Origin of the sequence: uncultured Tateyamaria sp. (assembly GCF_947503385.1) — a bacterium.
Lineage (GTDB): Bacteria > Pseudomonadota > Alphaproteobacteria > Rhodobacterales > Rhodobacteraceae > Tateyamaria.
In genome coordinates this window covers 756,294-771,227 of sequence record NZ_CANNDO010000002.1, presented here as the reverse complement: position 1 = coordinate 771,227, position 14,934 = coordinate 756,294, and the positions used below count along the sequence as shown (strand labels likewise).

Here is a 14,934-nt window from a genome sequence, read left to right as displayed (position 1 = left end):
GGATGACCCGGCAATCTGGCGCGGATATGGCCTCAGCGCGACTTTTTCGGGCGATTGCGCCGGGGCTGGGGGCGCGGTTTGGCCTTGGCATGGCCGTCCGGCCCGTCGTCGAGACCCAATTGGTCGCGCATGATCTTGCGGCGCACTTCTTCCACATCGCCCTGTTTCAGCTCGCCCAGTTGGAACGGACCGTAGCTGATGCGGATGAGGCGGTTGACGATGAGGCCCAGATGCTCCATCGCGCGGCGAATTTCGCGGTTTTTGCCCTCGCGCAGGCCGATGGTGAGCCATGCGTTCGCCCCTTGTTGCCGGTCGAGGGTGATTTGCATTGGCTGGTAGCGCTGGCCTTCGACGGTTGCGCCCTTGCGCAATGTGTCGAAGGCGGTATCGCTGGGCTGGCCCTTGATGCGCACGCGGTAGCGTCGCATCCAGCCGGTGGACGGCAATTCGAGCTTGCGTTTGATGCCGCCATCATTGGTCAGCAGCAGCAGCCCTTCGGAATTGATGTCGAGCCGGCCCACGCTGAGCACGCGGGGCAGGTCGTCGGGCAGCGCGTCAAAGATCGTCTGGCGGCCCTGTTCGTCGCTGGTGGTGGTCACGAGGCCGGGCGGTTTGTGATAGAGCCACAGCCGTGCCGGTTCCGGCGGGCTGAGCGGTTTGCCGTCCACGGTGATTGCGTCCGCTTCGGTCACGTTCAGGGCAGGGCTGTCAATTTGCTTGCCGTTGACGGACACGCGGCCTGCGGTGATCATGGCTTCGGCCCCGCGACGCGAGGCGATGCCCGCGCGGGCCAGAACCTTGGCGATGCGGTCGCCTTTTGGGGTGTCGGTGGTCATAGGGTGGCCTTTAGCGGTTGCGAAGGCGCGGGGAAAGGGGCAGGGGGCCGCGATGGTGTTTCGCAGTTTCATGGATGAGGCGTTGGCGCAGGCCCGTGCCGCCGCCGACCGCGGCGAGGTGCCGGTGGGTGCCGTTGTTGTATCGCCAGGTGGTGCGGTTGTTGCGGCGGCGGGCAACCGGACGCGCGCGCTGAACGACCCAACCGCCCATGCCGAGATGCTGGCGATCCGTGCGGCCTGCGCGGCGGTGGGGTCCGAACGGCTGGTGGGGCATGATCTTTATGTGACGCTGGAGCCCTGTGCCATGTGTGCCGCTGCTATCGCGGCGGCGCGGATTGCACGGCTGTATTACGGCGCCTCCGATCCCAAATCGGGAGGCGTTGCCCACGGGGCGCGCGTGTTTGCACACCCCCAGGCGCATCACGTGCCGGAAGTATATGACGGACTGGCCGCGGCGGAGGCGGAGGACCTGCTGGTGCGGTTCTTCTCGGCACGGCGCTAGCGGCGGTGCGCCACCACACCCCCCCCACCCGCCCGTGCTCAGAGCGGGATCGGCTGCATGATCTGCGGTTCGATGACATCCACGCCCGGCAGGCCGCGCCGAAGGGCCGAGGCGTTCTGTTCCAGCAGGGGGAATGTCCGGTAGTGGCATGGGATCACCGTGCCAAAGTGGAAAAAATGCCGTGCGGCAAAGGCCGCCCCCTCCATGTCCATGGTAAAATACCCGCCCGCCGACAGGATGCCGATATCGGGTTTGTAGAAATCCCCCATCCACTGCATGTCGGCCATGATATCGGTGTCGCCGGAGAAATAGATCACCTTGCCCTCGCCGCGGATGATGTAGCCGCAGGGCACGCCGGTATAGACATCGCCCGCCTCGGTCGGCACGGATGACGAGTGGGACGCAGGCACGAGCGTTGCGCTCGCAGTGCCGAGCGTGATGGTGCCACCGCGGTGGAAGGCGTGCCCCTCGACCGCGCCCTTGCCATGCAGGTAGCGGCCAAGTTCGTAGGTTGCAGACAGGGGTATCCCCTTGGCCTTGCTCAGCTCCGCGACGCCGTCGGTGTGGTCGGAATGGCCATGGGTCACAAGGATATGCGTGGCCCCTTGGGTCGCGGGCCCGTGCTGATCCTCGGGCAGCATCGGATTGCCGCTGAGCCAGGGGTCGATCAGCAGGACCTGATCGCCGATTTCGATGCGGAAGCTGCCGTGGCCGAGCCAGATGATATTCATATCGTTCCTCCCCTTTTGCCAAGCGTAGCGCGGGAGGCGGGCCTGCGGGAGCCTCCGGCGGGGATTTTTTTGGGACAGAGACGGGGAAGGCGCTTTGACATGGGCGGGCGCGGGGTTAGCTGGGGCGCATGGATTTGTTGCGCGAGATAGACGGGTATTGCGAGCGGTTGGGTCCGGCCTATTGGGCCGAACCGGTCAATGCGGTGACCAATGCGGCCTTTGTGCTGGTTGCGATCTGGATGTGGCGGCGGTCTGCCCGGGTGCCCTTGGCGCGGGCGCTTGCGGCGGTGCTGTTTGTGATCGGGTTGGGCAGTTACCTGTTTCACACCCACGCGCAGGTCTGGGCGGCGATTGCGGATGTGGTGCCAATTGCACTGTTCATCCTGCTGTACCTTTTTGCAGTGAACCGTGACGTGTGGGGGATGCCGCTATGGGCCGCGCTGTTGGGGGTGGTGCTGTTTCTGCCCTATGCTGCGCTGACGGTGCCGCTGTGGCAGAATATGCCGATTTTTGGCGTGTCGGCGGGCTATATGCCGGTGCCCACGCTGATCCTGATCTATGCGGTGCTCTTGCAGCGCCGCGCGCCGCAGGTGGCGCGCGGCTTTGCGATTGGGGCTGCGATCCTGCTGGTGTCGCTGCTTGCACGCAGTCTGGACGAGACGCTGTGCGCCGCGTGGCCACTGGGCACGCATTTTGCATGGCATATCCTCAACGGCATCATGTTGGGCTGGATGATCGAGGTCTATCGCCGTCACGCCCTTGAAGGTGCGCAGGCTGCACGGTAAAGCCGCGGGAAGAGCGAAACGAGGTCCCTGACATGTCCATTGACGAAAGCACCGCGGCGCGGGTTGCCAAATTGGCGCGGATCAAGGTCGAGCCGGAGCAATTGCCTGCGCTGGCCTCCGAGTTCAACACGATCCTCGGCTTTATCGAACAACTGGGCGAGGTGGATGTCGACGGGGTGGACCCCATGACATCTGTCACGCCGCAGCGCCTGAAACGGCGTGTGGATGAGGTGACCGATGGGAATCAGCAGGGTGCTGTTCTGGCCAATGCGCCGGATGCGCGCGAGGGGTTCTTTGCTGTGCCGAAGGTGGTGGAATGAGCGATCTGAACAAGCTGGGTCTGGCCGAAGCGCGCGACGCGCTGCGCAAGGGCGACACGACAAGCGCGGAACTGACCGCCGCCTGCCTGACGGCCATCGACGGGGCCGGGGCGCTGAACGCCTTTGTCCACCACACGCCCGAGATTGCGACCGCGCAGGCCAAGGCCGCGGACGCGCGCATCAAGGCCGGCGACGCGCCTGCCATGTGCGGCCTGCCCATCGGGATCAAGGACCTGTTCTGCACCAAGGGCGTGCCGAGCCAAGCGGGCTCCCGCATCCTCGAAGGATTCCTGCCGGAATATGAAAGCACGGTCAGCGGCAACCTGCTGGAGGCCGGTGCGGTGATGCTGGGCAAGCTGAACATGGACGAATTTGCCATGGGCTCGTCCAACGAGACGTCCGTTTACGGCAACGCGGTAAACCCGTGGAAGGTGGACGACCGGGCGCTGACCCCGGGGGGGTCGTCGGGTGGGTCGGCATCTGCGGTTGCGGCTGATTTGTGTCTGGCGGCCACGGGCACCGACACGGGTGGCTCTATCCGCCAGCCTGCGGCCTTTACCGGCATCACGGGCATCAAGCCCACCTATGGGCGCTGTTCGCGCTGGGGCATCGTGGCCTTTGCCTCGTCTCTGGATCAGGCGGGGCCGATGACCAAATCGGTGCGCGATGCGGCCATCATGCTTGAGGCGATGTGCAGCCATGACCCTAAGGATTCGACCAGTGCGGACCTGCCTGTGCCGAATTTCGAGGCGATGCTGACCGGCGATATCAAGGGCAAGAAGATCGGCATTCCGGCTGAATACCGCATGGATGGGATGCCCGGCGAGATCGAGACGCTGTGGACGCGCGGGGCAGACATGCTGCGTGATGCGGGGGCCGAGATTGTCGATATCGCGCTGCCGCACACCAAATACGCGCTGCCCGCTTACTACGTGATCGCCCCTGCGGAGGCGTCCAGCAACCTCGCGCGCTACGACGGCGTGCGCTACGGCCACCGCGCCAAGCTGGATCAGGGTGACGGCATCACCGAGATGTACGAAAAGACCCGCGCCGAGGGGTTCGGCGACGAGGTCAAGCGCCGCGTGATGATCGGCACCTATGTGCTGTCGGCGGGCTTTTACGACGCCTATTACAACCGCGCGCGCAAGGTGCGGACGCTGATCAAAAAGGACTTTGAGGATGTGTTTGCGGCGGGGATCGACGCGATCCTGACGCCTGCGACGCCGTCGGCGGCCTTTGGTCTGGGCGAGGCATGGGATGATCCGGTGCAAATGTACCTGAACGACGTGTTCACCGTGACCGTGAACATGGCGGGGCTGCCGGGCATCTCTGTGCCTGCCGGTCTGGATGCGCAGGGCCTGCCGCTGGGGCTACAGCTGATTGGCCGCCCGTGGGAAGAAGGTGATTTGCTGAACACCGCCTACGCGCTTGAGGCGCGGGCGGGTTTTGTGGCCAAGCCCGGCAAATGGTGGTAGACCACGCCGAAACAGATCCCGGCAAAGGGTGAGCAGAAATGGTATTCCGTAGTGTATTGATTGTGGGCGCGCTTGCCGCATTGGCCGCGTGTCAGCCAGCTATTCCCGACAGTGGTGCAGGGGTCGTGAACCCCGGTCGCGGTGTGGGGTTCGACGATCCGTCCACACTTGCCGCCCGCGAGGCGCGTGCCCAGCAATTGCAAACCGGCACCCGTGTGCCGCCTGCGCCGGGTGTGGCGGCACAGGCGCTGCCGCCAGCGGCTTCCGCCAATCAGCAAAACGCGCTGGTGCAGACGCGGCAGGTCGCCCAGCCACAGCCCGCGACCCAGACGGCCCGCGCGGTCACCGACCCCGCCGGGCTGGACGCCGAACTGGCCCAGATCGCGCAGCAGAACGACGCCGCCGCCGCCGTCGCCAATTCGGGCGAGAACGTCGTGAACGCCAGCCCGTCCAACGCGGCACCGGTGATCCTGAACAACCCCGGCATTTCGGACGAAAACGACTTTGACGCGGTTGCCTCGCGCCGGTCGATCGAAGGCGATGCCGCGCGTCTGCAACAGCGCCAGCAGCAATACACCGTGGTCCAGCCCACAGCGCTGCCCTCGCGCGCTGGAAACGGGCAACCCAACGTGGTGCAATATGCGTTGCGCACGTCTCACGCCAAGGGCACGCGGGTCCACCGCCGGATCAGCATCGCATCCGCGGCAAAGCACCAGCGCAACTGCGCCGTCTACAATTCAGCGGACGAGGCGCAGATCGCCTTTCTCGCCGCAGGTGGTCCGCAGCGGGACCGCAAGGGGCTTGACCCGGACGGGGACGGATTTGCCTGCACGTGGGACCCGGCGCCCTTCCGGCGCGCCGCTGGCAACTGAGCCTGCCCCCGGTGGACATCCACCACTGTCCGTCTCCCAATTGTGGCCCGCGCCGTGACGGTCTGACGCCGCAGCTTGTGGTGCTGCATTACACCGCGATGGCATCGGCGGAGGCGGCAATTGAGCGGCTCTGCGACCCGGCGGCGGAAGTGTCTGCGCATTACGTTATCTGCAAGTCAGGCCCTGTGACCCAATTGGTGGGCGAGGGGATGCGGGCATGGCACGCCGGTGCGGGTGCGTGGCATGGCTTGGACGACATTAACTCGCGCTCCATTGGCATCGAACTCGACAATGATGGGCAAGAGCCATTTGCCGAACCGTTGATGCAAAGCCTTGAGGCCCTGCTGCACCGCATCCTAATGGGATGGGCGATCCCAGCGGAAAACGTCATTGGCCATTCCGACATGGCCCCGGGTCGCAAGTTCGACCCCGGCCCGCATTTCGACTGGCAAAGGCTCGAAGCCAAGGGGTTGGCGGCGCCGACATTGGTGCCGTCCGTGGACGGACGCACTGCGGCGGATTTCATGCGACTGGCCCGCACCGCAGGCTATACGGCCCAAGCGGATGCCCAAGCGCTCTTGGATGCGGTGCGGTTGCGGCATCGGCCAGAGGCGCGCGGACCGCTGACCCAAGCCGATTTCGACGCGCTCAGCCGCCGCTGACGGCGCAGATGGGGTGCGACTGTCCCCGTCTCTGTCCCCAAAAAATCCCCGCCGGAGGCTCCCGCAGGTTCCGCTTGCCCGAACGGTCGCCATTGACGTGCCCCCGCCCGCCCACGTAAGGGCAGCGGGCGCGGAGGGGCGGATGGCCGCCAACGGGCACTGGTTTGCGCCAGCGTCCTTGGAGGAAAGTCCGGACTCCCAGAGGCAACGGTGCCGGGTAACACCCGGGCGGGGCAACCCGACGGAAAGCGCCACAGAAATGAAACCGCTGCGGTCCGCCGCAGCAAGGGTGAAACGGTGGGGTAAGAGCCCACCGCCGGGCTGGCAACAGACCGGGCATGGCAAGCCCCACCGGGAGCAATGCCAAATAGGGACCGCGCGCCGGGCAACCGGCGGGGCTGCTTCTGCCCCAGCAGGTCCGGGTTGGCAGCTAGAGGGGTGCCGGTAACGGCATCCCAAGAGGAATGGTCATCTCGGGGTGGGCAACCACCCTAGACAGAATCCGGCTTACAGCCCCTCCGCGCATATCACCATGTCCGTACGGTCGACCGTATAACCTCGGCCATGGGGACTGCTGCGGCCTTGTCACCGGCCAGCTTGATCTGACCCAAGGCCCCCCACAATGCGCCGACCAGAAACTCGGCCCGCGTGTCCGCATCGCTGATCCCATCCCGGGCCAACGCATCCGCAAAGGACGTCTTCCAGAGCGCGCGGTAGGCCGCCACCTGCGCGCGCACCGTCTCGTCGGTGCGCTCCAGCTCAAACACCGTGTTCACCATCAGACAGCCTGCGTGGCTGATCGCATCCGGGGGGTCCGGGGCGGAAAACCCGGCAAACACCGCGTCAATGGCGTCACGACCTGGCATTGCAAACACCTGCGCAAGCTGTGCGTGCACGGTGTCGAAATAGCGCGCAAGTACAGTGTGAAACAACTTTTCCTTGTTGCCGAACGCGTTGAAAAGACCGCGAATGCCCACGCCGGTCGCCTCTTCCAGCATCCGGGTTGTCGTCGCCTCATACCCATGTCGCCAGAAGGTCATCATGGCCGCATTCAGCACGGCGTCGTCGTCGAATTTACGCGGTCTCGCCAATTTTACATCAAGCGTTGCAAAACAAACGCCTATCCTTTATGCCAGATTTTGCATCGTGTGATGCATAACATCGACGAAAGGAAAAACCAATGCCGACAATCAAGGTAACGGTGCCTGCGGGCGCGTGGAGCACAGATGAAAAGACCAAGATCGCCGAATCCCTGACGGGCGGTCTTGCGGCGGTCGCTTTGGACGCGGGGAAAGGCGACATTCGCCAATACATCAACGTGCAGATCATGGAGACCGCGACCGGCGGCTATGCGATCGGAGGCAATGTCGTTGGGTGAGGGGATGGTGCCGGAACTGTGGGCCGTGGCCGGTCTGACAGCGGTATGGCTGCTGCTGGTCTTTGGCCAGCAGCTTTACAACGACAAGGCCAAGGGTGCGGCTTGGGCGCTGGGCAATCGCGATGATCAGGACATGCCTGCCACATCGCGGCGTTTGGCGCGGGCGACCGCCAACCACGTGGAAAACGCCGTGATGTTTGCCCCTGTCGCACTGGTTTTGGTGATGGCGGGATTGAACACCGGCGTGACAGCTGTGGCGGCGCTGGTGTTTCTGGCCTTGCGTGCCGGCCACGCGCTCACCTATGCGCTGGGCATCACCTATATCCGCAGCGGTTTCTGGCTGGCCGGTGTCGCGGCCACGGTGGTCACCGGTTGGCCGTTGATCCGCGTGCTTTTTGCGTGACGCCTGGGCCGGAGCGGTGAAACTGTCGCTCCGGCCTGAAACTCATGCGCTGATGGGTTGACTCGGGGGGGCCACGCGGTAAAAGGCGCGCTCAGACAGAATTTCCCGCAGGCCAGCAGTGCGCCCCGCGGTGCAGGAGAGACCAGATGGCCAAGCCAACCACGATCAAGATCCGCCTGAACTCGAGTGCAGGCACCGGCCACTTCTATGTGACCAAGAAAAACGCACGCACCATGACCGAAAAGATGGTGGTACGGAAATACGATCCCGTTGCGCGCAAGCACGTGGAATACAAGGAAGGCAAGATCAAGTAAGATCGCCCCCTTTTTCGTTTTTCCAAAGGCCGCGCCGCAAGGACGCGGCCTTTGTCGTTTTTGGAGGTCTGAGGCCTATGACGGACAGATTTGAATTGCGCAGACGGGTGGACGGACGGGTGTACCGGTTCGTACAGGCCGCCCCCGATGTCTATCGCAGAACCGATCAGCGTCGCATGACCATTTGCAGGGACGCGGTGTTTGGCTGGGTCGCTTTGGACCCGGACACAGGCGCGCTGGCCGGGCGGCTCTGGGACGTGCCTGCGGCGGAGCAGGGCGCGCACCCGCCCGAAGGCCGCTGGGTGTCGTGCAAGGGCGCGCGCAGCTATGTCTACGATCTGGTGCGTCTGCGCCCAGAGGTCCCGGCATGATGATCCGCCCCACAACCCGCGATGATCTTGCAGCTGTCGATATGCTGCTGGCGCGCAGCTATCCGAAACTGCTCAAGGCGGACTATGCGCCTTCGGTCTTGGTCACGGCGTTGCCGATCATTGCGCGCGCCCAGCCCAGATTGCTGGCTTGCGGCACCTATTACGTTGTCGAAGATGAGGGCCGCGTGCTGGGGGCGGGCGGCTGGACGCGGGATCGCAAGGACGAGCGGCTTGGTCACATACGCCACGTCGTCACGGACGACCGCGCGCTGCGGCGCGGTGTGGGACGGGCATTGATGACCCATTGTTTTGACACGGCGCGGGCGGCAGGTGTGGTGCGCATGGAATGCTGGGCCACCGTGACGGCAGAGCCGTTTTATCAGGCCTGCGGCTTTGAGACCGTGGGACCGATGGACGTGACGCTTGAAGGTGGAATTTCGTTTCCGTCCCTGCGGATGACGCGCGTTCTGTGACCGGGCTGTGACCACATTGAGCGCGCATACGCGCGCACGACATGTTTTATTGGGCCCGTGTCGGGCGCGCCAAGACACGGCCTTAGCCGGGTTTGTCGGCAGGCTGTCCATCGAGGGTGGTGTAGCGTCGGGTGTTCGTCGTGCGGTCGTAGCGCAGAACGCGGTCGTGGTCAGGATAGGTGACGGTGTCATGCGTCACGCGGGTGCCGATCACCACATAGCGGACGACTGTGTCGGCATGGTTGTACATGCTGTGCGCCACGGGATCGCCCGCGCGCCAACAGGCGGCATCCCCGGGCGACAGGATCGTCTCAACGCCGTTTTCGGTGAGGGTGCCGTCGAGGATCAGCACCATCTCGTCCTCGGTTGCGTGCCAATGGCTGAACGACGACCGCGATCCGGGAGGCAGTTCCTCGATAAAGGCGCCGAACTGGGTCAGTCCGGCTGTGTCGCTGATCAACTCCGCGCGGTAGGGGCCCTGTGCTGAACCGGCACCGCCCGCGTCGATCCGCGCCGTGCCACGTCTCACAACTGTCATGTGCTCTCTCTCTGAAACGAAAAAGGCCGGTCACGAGGACCGGCCTTTGCTTAGGGAAAGTGCGCCCGATTATTCTTGCTGGCCCATGAACATCAGCAGGAACTGGAACATGTTCAGGAAGCTGATGTAGAGGCTCAGCGCGCCGTCATAGGCGGCCTTGTCCAGCCATTCCTGGTCACCATGCGAGGCGTGCGCCACGTAGGTGTTCTTGATGTCCTGCGTGTAGAACGCGGTCAGACCGGCAAAAATCAGGATGCCGATGATCGAGATGGCGAACATCATTGCAGGCGACTGCAGGAAGATGTTGATGACCATTGCAACGATCAGGCCGATCACACCCATGATCAGGAATGTGCCCATGCCGCTCAGGTCTTTCTTCGTGGTGTAGCCGTAGAGGCTCAGGCCCGCGAAGGCGATCGCGGTCACGATGAAGGTCTGTGCAATCGAGTAGGGCGTGTAGATCATAAAGATCGTCCCCATCGACACGCCGATGACGGCGGCGAAGACGAAAAAGCCCAACTGCACAGCCGCAGCAGACCCGCGGCGCATCAGAGCGCCCCAGCCAAAGAAGATGAACGCCAGCGGTGCGAACATCAGCACCCATTTGAGGGGCGAAACATAGAGCGTGTAGCCCAGGCCCGTCAGGAATTCACCGTTACCAAGCGGGTATTCTGTCGGTGTCGACGTGATCGACAGCCCCGAAATGGCCCATGCGGCAAGGGCGGTGATCAACATGCCCACGGACATAGTGCCGTAGACTTTGTTCATGTGGGCGCGAAGGCCCTCGTCAATCTGGGCGGCGCGTGTTCCGGCCGCCGACCGGATCGTATTCAACTCAGCCATGTGAGACCTCCAAGAATATTGCAAAGCAGGCAGCCGAAACCGCCCGTCGCGGATTTCCGCCCGCGTCACCGCTGAATATCAGTGCGCGCGGCCCAGCTTTCAAGGTCTTTTCGGTCGTGATCAGCGACGATAGCGCGACATTCTGACTGTTTTTGTCATAAATGCCGCGCATCGCAGCCGTTTTCGGCGTCTCGGTCAGCGCCGCCACGTGGCGGGCACGTCCCAGACGGGCTTGGCCGCTTCGTGCGCTGCGCGTTTCGGGCTTAGGCCGATGTCATCAAGCTGTGCCGCGTCAAGGCGCGCCAAGGCGCGGCGCGACCGCCAGACTGCAAGGGCGGTGAACAGCGAGAATGTCGAACGTGCCGGGGCAGCAGCAGGGCGGGTGCGGGTGTTGAAGTCGATCAGGGCCATTGGGGGCAACTCCTTGCGTCGGCGTGATGTATGGGGCGCTTTGCATCAAAGCTCTTGATGTATATGGCGCAGGGTGGCATATTTTGAAAACGAATGTTTGTGACCCGAAGCATCACGGAGAGTGATATGAGAAACTTGGACATCACCACGCTACGGTCCTTTGTCGCTGTGGCCGAAAGCGGCGGTGTCACGCGGGCGGCGGGTTTTCTGCACCTCACGCAATCGGCAGTGTCGATGCAGCTTAAGCGGCTCGAAGAATTGCTGGGCCTTGATCTGTTTGACCGTTCCGGGCGCAGCATCGCGCTGACCGCGTCGGGCGAACAATTGTTGGTCTATGCGCGGCGGATGGTGGCGCTGAATGACGAGGTGATGACGCGGCTGACCGATCAGGCTTATGAGGGGGAAATCACACTGGGTGTGCCGCATGACATCGTTTACCCGGCGATCCCACGGGTACTGAAGCAGTTCCACGCGGCGTTTCCACGGGTCAAGGTGCAGCTTGACAGTTCATACACACGCAGACTGAAATCCGAGTTTGGCAAAGGGGCCTGCGATATCATTCTGACCACCGAGACAGGCATGGATGCGGGGGGAGAGGAGCTTTGCGTCAAACCACTGGTTTGGATCGGGGCGCCGGGTGGGTCGGCATGGCGGCAACGACCGCTCAAGATGGCGTTCGGACGGCAATGTACGTTCCGCCCGCGGGTTGTCGAACGGCTCGATTCTGCGGGCATCCCGTGGGAAGTTGTGGTGGAAACCGAAAGCGACCGCACCATCGAGGCGACCGTAAGTGCGGACCTTGCCGTTCATGCCATGATCGAAGGAACAGAGCCGCCGCATCTGGACAAGATTGACCACGGTGGCGCGCTGCCCGAATTGCCCGTGCAGCGTATTAACCTTTATGGTGCAACCGGCGCTGCAAACGAAATTCAGGACGCGCTGATCGGCTTTCTGCGCCACGCCTTTGGTGGCAGTGACGCGGTCGCGCTGCGGGCCGTATGAGCGGAATTACGCTCTGATTCGGGCAGAATTGATCGAACCTGTGTTAAATCGGCGGCATTTCAGGCGCGGCAATTCGGAGCGATTTTGTGCGAAATTGTCGCATCTGCGGGGGTATAATTTACAAAGTGCAATTATGGTTAACGCTACACGTTTAGATTGCTAAGCCGTTGATCGGGCTATGACATCGCCGACGCACCTGAGTAGGACCTGGCAAGCAACCAACTGATAATTGGCAAATTTTTGACATAGCAACCGGTGATGAGACAAGGCGAGCTTTTTCGCAATACTCGCCCATACCGGGTGGTTTGCGTTGAAAAACGGCTCCGCTCGCGCTAGTTTCGAAAAACCGGCGGCGTCGCGAGACGCGCGTCCCGCATCGTTCACCTTTTCGAACGGCGTAACCCATACGTATCCGCTTGGGCGGCAACAAGAATAGGAGTGCTCGGATGGCACATCTGGTCGACGTTCACGTAGGAAAACGCATTCGCCAGCGGCGCTGGCTTATCGGGATGACCCAGCAAAAGCTGGCGGATATGGTTGGCATCAAATTCCAGCAAATCCAGAAATACGAAACCGGCGCAAATCGTGTCAGCGCATCCCGGCTTTGGGACATTGGTGAGGCAATGGGTGTTCCGGTTGCCTTTTTCTTCGAAGGCTTGCAGGGCGAAGATGGCGCGGCAGCTCAAACACGCGGTGACGTGCCGCAAGACATGCTCTCGGACAAAGAGGCGATGGATCTGGTGCGCACCTATTACGCCATTCCCGAAAACCAGCGGCGTCGCCTTTTCGAACTGGCGCGCGTGCTGAGCGACGTCGCCTGACCACAGGCTGATCCGCGCTTGCAACGCGCACGTGGCTCTGGCAGTCCGTTTTCATGACGATAGACTACACTTCGCTTGCGCTTGTCGCGCATGACATGGCGGATGCGGCGCGGCAGGCAATCCTGCCGCATTTTCGCTCAGCTTCGCTGATCTCTGACAACAAGGACGCTGGTGGGTTCGACCCCGTCACGGTCGCGGATCGCGCCGCAGAACGGGCCATGCGGGACGTGTTGGCGCTACGGCGCCCCAAGGACGGCATTCTCGGAGAGGAATATGGCGCACAGTCCGGGACCAGCGGTCTGACATGGGTGCTGGACCCCATCGACGGCACGCGCGGTTTTGTGTCCGGCACGCCCACGTGGGGTGTTCTGATCGCTGTGGGGCCAGAGGCGGGGCCGGGGCTGGGTCTGATCGATCAACCGTATATCGGCGAACGGTTTGTCGGGTTTGACGGGCAGGCCGAAGTGCACGGGCCGATGGGGCAAACCCGCTTGGCGACCCGGCCGGTGCGCGATCTGTCTGAGGCCACTTTGTTCACGACGTTCCCCGAGGTTGGAACGCCCATGGACAGGGCGGCCTTTGAGCGGGTCTCGTCCCAAGTGCAACTGACCCGCTACGGCATGGACTGTTACGCCTATGCGCTGGTGGCCGCAGGGCAGGCCGATCTGGTGATCGAAGCCGGTTTGAACGCCTATGACATTCAGGCCCCCATCGCGCTGATCGAAGCGGCGGGTGGTGTTGTCACCGATTGGGAAGGTGGTCCCGCCCATGCGGGCGGACGCGCGCTGGCGGCGGCAAACCGGGAAATTCACGCACAGGCGCTGGCCCTTTTGCAGGACGCCCCATGACCGAAGTCCTGATCCGGGGTGCGGTACATCTGGTCACCATGGACGATGCCGGGACGGAATTGCAGGGCGCGGACCTGCGTCTGCGGGAGGGCGCGGTGGCCGAAATTGGCCACGGGCTTGAGCCCGGCGCGGGGGCTGAGGTGGTCGACGCGGCGGGGTGCGTGGTGACACCGGGCCTCGTGAACACACATCACCACCTGTACCAGACACTGACACGCGCGGTGCCCGGAGCGCAGGACGCGCTTCTGTTTGGGTGGCTCAAGGCGCTGTATCCGATCTGGGCCCGCTTTGGGCCGGACCATATGTACGTCTCGACCCAAGTTGGGTTGGCGGAACTGGCGCTGTCGGGCTGCACGCTGACCTCTGATCACCTTTATCTTTATCCGAACGGGGCGCGGCTGGACGACACGATTGCCGCTGCTGCCGAGGTTGGGTTGCGCTTTTCGCCCACGCGCGGGTCGATGAGCATCGGCGAAAGCGCAGGCGGTCTCCCCCCCGACACATTGGTCGAGGACGAAGCGGCAATCCTCGAGGACTGCATCCGCGTGATCGACGCCTTTCACGACCCGTCCGAGGCGTCGATGTGCCAGATCGGCGTGGCACCCTGTTCGCCCTTTTCCGTCAGCCGTGATCTGATGCAGGACGCAGCGCATCTGGCGCGGGACAAGGGGGTGCGGCTGCACACGCATCTGGCGGAAAACAGGGAAGACGTGGCCTATTCGCTGGCCAATTTCGGCTGTCGTCCGGGGCAATACGCGCTGGAATTGGGCTGGGTCGGGCAGGATGTCTGGCACGCCCATTGCGTCAAGCTGGAACATTCCGAGTTGCGCATGTTTGCCAAGACCGGAACCGGCATATCCCATTGCCCATGTTCGAACTGCCGCCTTGGCTCGGGCATCGCGCCGGTGCGGATGATGCTGGACGGTGGCGTGCCTGTGGGTCTGGGCGTTGATGGGTCGGCCAGCAACGACGCGGGGCACATGCTGGCCGAGGCGCGGCAGGCGATGTTGCTGCAACGGGTCGCCTATGGGGCCGATGCGTTAAGCCCGCGCGAGGCGCTGCGGCTGGCGACGCGCGGCGGGGCGCGCATACTCGGACGGCCCGAATGTGGCGTGCTACAGCCCGGTGCGCGCGCGGACGTCGCCATCTGGGATGTGAGCGGCGTACACAGCGCAGGCAGTTGGGACCCGGCTGCACTCGTGCTTGCCGGTCCGATGAGCGTGCGGGATCTCTTTGTCCAAGGCCGACAGATCGTGCGGGACGGTCAGGTGACGACAATTGACCTGTCCGCCGTGATCGCGCGTCAGAACAGCTTGGCGCAGGCGTTGGCCGAAACGGTCTGAAGCGCG

The 14,934-nt window shown here is 63.4% G+C and carries 22 protein-coding genes and 1 other RNA gene; 16 read left to right on the top strand and 7 right to left on the bottom strand.

Annotation, left to right across the window (positions count from 1 at the left end):
• Positions 1-32: 32 nt before the first annotated feature.
• Entirely contained in the window at positions 33-836 is an 804-nt protein-coding gene (locus Q1A85_RS09960; RefSeq protein ID WP_299687953.1) for a pseudouridine synthase, read from the bottom strand.
• A gap of 52 nt (positions 837-888) precedes the next feature.
• Here Q1A85_RS09960 and Q1A85_RS09955 point away from each other — a divergent pair, with 52 nt between their 5' ends.
• Entirely contained in the window at positions 889-1,338 is a 450-nt protein-coding gene (locus Q1A85_RS09955) for a nucleoside deaminase (RefSeq protein ID WP_299687950.1), read from the top strand.
• Between the two features lie 38 nt (positions 1,339-1,376).
• Here Q1A85_RS09955 and Q1A85_RS09950 read toward each other — a convergent pair whose 3' ends face one another.
• The gene (locus tag Q1A85_RS09950) at positions 1,377-2,069 is read right to left on the bottom strand and encodes a metal-dependent hydrolase (protein ID WP_299687947.1); all 693 of its coding nucleotides are present in this window, start codon (positions 2,067-2,069) and stop codon (positions 1,377-1,379) included.
• A 128-nt stretch (positions 2,070-2,197) separates the two neighbouring features.
• Between Q1A85_RS09950 and Q1A85_RS09945 the strand changes: the two genes are divergently transcribed.
• The 6 genes from Q1A85_RS09945 to rnpB all read left to right on the top strand — a co-directional run bounded on the left by Q1A85_RS09945 (position 2,198) and on the right by rnpB (position 6,709).
• A complete protein-coding gene (locus Q1A85_RS09945; RefSeq protein ID WP_299687944.1) occupies positions 2,198-2,854 on the top strand; it encodes a ceramidase domain-containing protein in 657 nt (218 codons plus the stop codon).
• 32 nt (positions 2,855-2,886) lie between these two features.
• Entirely contained in the window at positions 2,887-3,174 is a 288-nt protein-coding gene (gene gatC / locus Q1A85_RS09940) for an Asp-tRNA(Asn)/Glu-tRNA(Gln) amidotransferase subunit GatC (protein ID WP_299687941.1), read from the top strand.
• Positions 3,171-4,649, top strand: coding sequence for an Asp-tRNA(Asn)/Glu-tRNA(Gln) amidotransferase subunit GatA (gene gatA, locus Q1A85_RS09935; RefSeq protein ID WP_299687939.1), 1,479 nt, complete (start codon positions 3,171-3,173; stop codon positions 4,647-4,649). The genes gatC and gatA overlap by 4 nt, the downstream gene beginning before the upstream one ends.
• Before the next feature lie 38 nt (positions 4,650-4,687).
• Positions 4,688-5,521 (top strand): hypothetical protein, encoded by an 834-nt coding sequence (locus Q1A85_RS09930; RefSeq protein WP_299687936.1) that lies wholly within the window; start codon positions 4,688-4,690, stop codon positions 5,519-5,521.
• Positions 5,482-6,183, top strand: coding sequence for an N-acetylmuramoyl-L-alanine amidase (locus Q1A85_RS09925; RefSeq protein ID WP_299687934.1), 702 nt, complete (start codon positions 5,482-5,484; stop codon positions 6,181-6,183). The genes Q1A85_RS09930 and Q1A85_RS09925 overlap by 40 nt, the downstream gene beginning before the upstream one ends.
• 130 nt (positions 6,184-6,313) lie before the next feature.
• An RNA gene (gene rnpB, locus Q1A85_RS09920) (RNase P RNA component class A) lies at positions 6,314-6,709 on the top strand.
• A gap of 1 nt (position 6,710) precedes the next feature.
• On the opposite strand, the gene Q1A85_RS09915 is transcribed toward rnpB, so the two are convergent.
• The gene (locus Q1A85_RS09915) at positions 6,711-7,274 is read right to left on the bottom strand and encodes a TetR/AcrR family transcriptional regulator (protein ID WP_299687932.1); all 564 of its coding nucleotides are present in this window, start codon (positions 7,272-7,274) and stop codon (positions 6,711-6,713) included.
• A gap of 89 nt (positions 7,275-7,363) precedes the next feature.
• Here Q1A85_RS09915 and Q1A85_RS09910 point away from each other — a divergent pair, with 89 nt between their 5' ends.
• From Q1A85_RS09910 to Q1A85_RS09890, 5 genes are all read left to right on the top strand, one after another.
• Positions 7,364-7,561 (top strand): hypothetical protein, encoded by a 198-nt coding sequence (locus tag Q1A85_RS09910; protein WP_299687929.1) that lies wholly within the window; start codon positions 7,364-7,366, stop codon positions 7,559-7,561.
• Positions 7,548-7,964, top strand: a complete 417-nt coding sequence (locus Q1A85_RS09905) for an MAPEG family protein (RefSeq protein WP_299687926.1) — start codon at positions 7,548-7,550, stop codon at positions 7,962-7,964. The genes Q1A85_RS09910 and Q1A85_RS09905 overlap by 14 nt, the downstream gene beginning before the upstream one ends.
• Before the next feature lie 146 nt (positions 7,965-8,110).
• Complete coding sequence (rpmG, locus tag Q1A85_RS09900) at positions 8,111-8,278, top strand: 50S ribosomal protein L33 (protein WP_011454349.1); 168 nt, start codon at positions 8,111-8,113, stop codon at positions 8,276-8,278.
• 77 nt (positions 8,279-8,355) lie between these two features.
• On the top strand, positions 8,356-8,649 hold the full coding sequence (locus tag Q1A85_RS09895; RefSeq protein ID WP_299687923.1) for a hypothetical protein: 294 nt from the start codon (positions 8,356-8,358) through the stop codon (positions 8,647-8,649).
• Positions 8,649-9,122: a GNAT family N-acetyltransferase gene (locus Q1A85_RS09890; protein WP_299687920.1), complete on the top strand. Its 474-nt coding sequence runs from the start codon at positions 8,649-8,651 to the stop codon at positions 9,120-9,122. Before Q1A85_RS09895 ends, Q1A85_RS09890 begins: the two co-directional genes overlap by 1 nt.
• An 82-nt stretch (positions 9,123-9,204) precedes the next feature.
• Here the strand turns inward: Q1A85_RS09890 and Q1A85_RS09885 are convergent, their stop codons facing one another.
• The 4 genes from Q1A85_RS09885 to Q1A85_RS09870 form a co-directional block, all read right to left on the bottom strand.
• Positions 9,205-9,660, bottom strand: a complete 456-nt coding sequence (locus Q1A85_RS09885; protein ID WP_299687918.1) for a cupin domain-containing protein — start codon at positions 9,658-9,660, stop codon at positions 9,205-9,207.
• Between the two features lie 69 nt (positions 9,661-9,729).
• Positions 9,730-10,503 (bottom strand): Bax inhibitor-1/YccA family protein, encoded by a 774-nt coding sequence (locus Q1A85_RS09880; protein ID WP_299687915.1) that lies wholly within the window; start codon positions 10,501-10,503, stop codon positions 9,730-9,732.
• On the bottom strand, positions 10,496-10,711 hold the full coding sequence (locus Q1A85_RS09875) for a hypothetical protein (protein WP_299687913.1): 216 nt from the start codon (positions 10,709-10,711) through the stop codon (positions 10,496-10,498). The genes Q1A85_RS09880 and Q1A85_RS09875 overlap by 8 nt, the downstream gene beginning before the upstream one ends.
• Positions 10,699-10,914, bottom strand: a complete 216-nt coding sequence (locus tag Q1A85_RS09870; protein ID WP_299687910.1) for a DUF1127 domain-containing protein — start codon at positions 10,912-10,914, stop codon at positions 10,699-10,701. Before Q1A85_RS09870 ends, Q1A85_RS09875 begins: the two co-directional genes overlap by 13 nt.
• Positions 10,915-11,040: 126 nt before the next feature.
• Between Q1A85_RS09870 and Q1A85_RS09865 the strand changes: the two genes are divergently transcribed.
• The 4 genes from Q1A85_RS09865 to Q1A85_RS09850 all read left to right on the top strand — a co-directional run bounded on the left by Q1A85_RS09865 (position 11,041) and on the right by Q1A85_RS09850 (position 14,928).
• The gene (locus Q1A85_RS09865; protein WP_299687907.1) at positions 11,041-11,916 is read left to right on the top strand and encodes a LysR family transcriptional regulator; all 876 of its coding nucleotides are present in this window, start codon (positions 11,041-11,043) and stop codon (positions 11,914-11,916) included.
• Positions 11,917-12,362: 446 nt separating this feature from the next.
• A complete protein-coding gene (locus Q1A85_RS09860) occupies positions 12,363-12,737 on the top strand; it encodes a helix-turn-helix transcriptional regulator (protein WP_299687904.1) in 375 nt (124 codons plus the stop codon).
• Between the two features lie 53 nt (positions 12,738-12,790).
• Positions 12,791-13,585, top strand: a complete 795-nt coding sequence (hisN, locus tag Q1A85_RS09855) for a histidinol-phosphatase (protein WP_299687901.1) — start codon at positions 12,791-12,793, stop codon at positions 13,583-13,585.
• Positions 13,582-14,928, top strand: a complete 1,347-nt coding sequence (locus Q1A85_RS09850; RefSeq protein WP_299687897.1) for an 8-oxoguanine deaminase — start codon at positions 13,582-13,584, stop codon at positions 14,926-14,928. Before hisN ends, Q1A85_RS09850 begins: the two co-directional genes overlap by 4 nt.
• The last annotated feature ends 6 nt before the right edge of the window (positions 14,929-14,934 follow it).

Excerpts from the sequence above, each read along its gene's own strand:
- Q1A85_RS09960 (WP_299687953.1), bottom strand. The coding sequence starts at position 836 with ATGACCACCGACACCCCAAAAGGCGACCGCATCGCCAAGGTTCTGGCC.
- Q1A85_RS09955 (WP_299687950.1), top strand. The coding sequence starts at position 889 with ATGGTGTTTCGCAGTTTCATGGATGAGGCGTTGGCGCAGGCCCGTGCC.
- Q1A85_RS09950 (WP_299687947.1), bottom strand. The coding sequence starts at position 2,069 with ATGAATATCATCTGGCTCGGCCACGGCAGCTTCCGCATCGAAATCGGC.
- Q1A85_RS09945 (WP_299687944.1), top strand. The coding sequence starts at position 2,198 with ATGGATTTGTTGCGCGAGATAGACGGGTATTGCGAGCGGTTGGGTCCG.
- gatC (WP_299687941.1), top strand. The coding sequence starts at position 2,887 with ATGTCCATTGACGAAAGCACCGCGGCGCGGGTTGCCAAATTGGCGCGG.
- gatA (WP_299687939.1), top strand. The coding sequence starts at position 3,171 with ATGAGCGATCTGAACAAGCTGGGTCTGGCCGAAGCGCGCGACGCGCTG.
- Q1A85_RS09930 (WP_299687936.1), top strand. The coding sequence starts at position 4,688 with ATGGTATTCCGTAGTGTATTGATTGTGGGCGCGCTTGCCGCATTGGCC.
- Q1A85_RS09910 (WP_299687929.1), top strand. The coding sequence starts at position 7,364 with ATGCCGACAATCAAGGTAACGGTGCCTGCGGGCGCGTGGAGCACAGAT.
- Q1A85_RS09905 (WP_299687926.1), top strand. The coding sequence starts at position 7,548 with ATGTCGTTGGGTGAGGGGATGGTGCCGGAACTGTGGGCCGTGGCCGGT.
- rpmG (WP_011454349.1), top strand. The coding sequence starts at position 8,111 with ATGGCCAAGCCAACCACGATCAAGATCCGCCTGAACTCGAGTGCAGGC.
- Q1A85_RS09895 (WP_299687923.1), top strand. The coding sequence starts at position 8,356 with ATGACGGACAGATTTGAATTGCGCAGACGGGTGGACGGACGGGTGTAC.
- Q1A85_RS09890 (WP_299687920.1), top strand. The coding sequence starts at position 8,649 with ATGATCCGCCCCACAACCCGCGATGATCTTGCAGCTGTCGATATGCTG.
- Q1A85_RS09885 (WP_299687918.1), bottom strand. The coding sequence starts at position 9,660 with ATGACAGTTGTGAGACGTGGCACGGCGCGGATCGACGCGGGCGGTGCC.
- Q1A85_RS09880 (WP_299687915.1), bottom strand. The coding sequence starts at position 10,503 with ATGGCTGAGTTGAATACGATCCGGTCGGCGGCCGGAACACGCGCCGCC.
- Q1A85_RS09870 (WP_299687910.1), bottom strand. The coding sequence starts at position 10,914 with ATGGCCCTGATCGACTTCAACACCCGCACCCGCCCTGCTGCTGCCCCG.
- Q1A85_RS09865 (WP_299687907.1), top strand. The coding sequence starts at position 11,041 with ATGAGAAACTTGGACATCACCACGCTACGGTCCTTTGTCGCTGTGGCC.
- Q1A85_RS09860 (WP_299687904.1), top strand. The coding sequence starts at position 12,363 with ATGGCACATCTGGTCGACGTTCACGTAGGAAAACGCATTCGCCAGCGG.
- hisN (WP_299687901.1), top strand. The coding sequence starts at position 12,791 with ATGACGATAGACTACACTTCGCTTGCGCTTGTCGCGCATGACATGGCG.
- Q1A85_RS09850 (WP_299687897.1), top strand. The coding sequence starts at position 13,582 with ATGACCGAAGTCCTGATCCGGGGTGCGGTACATCTGGTCACCATGGAC.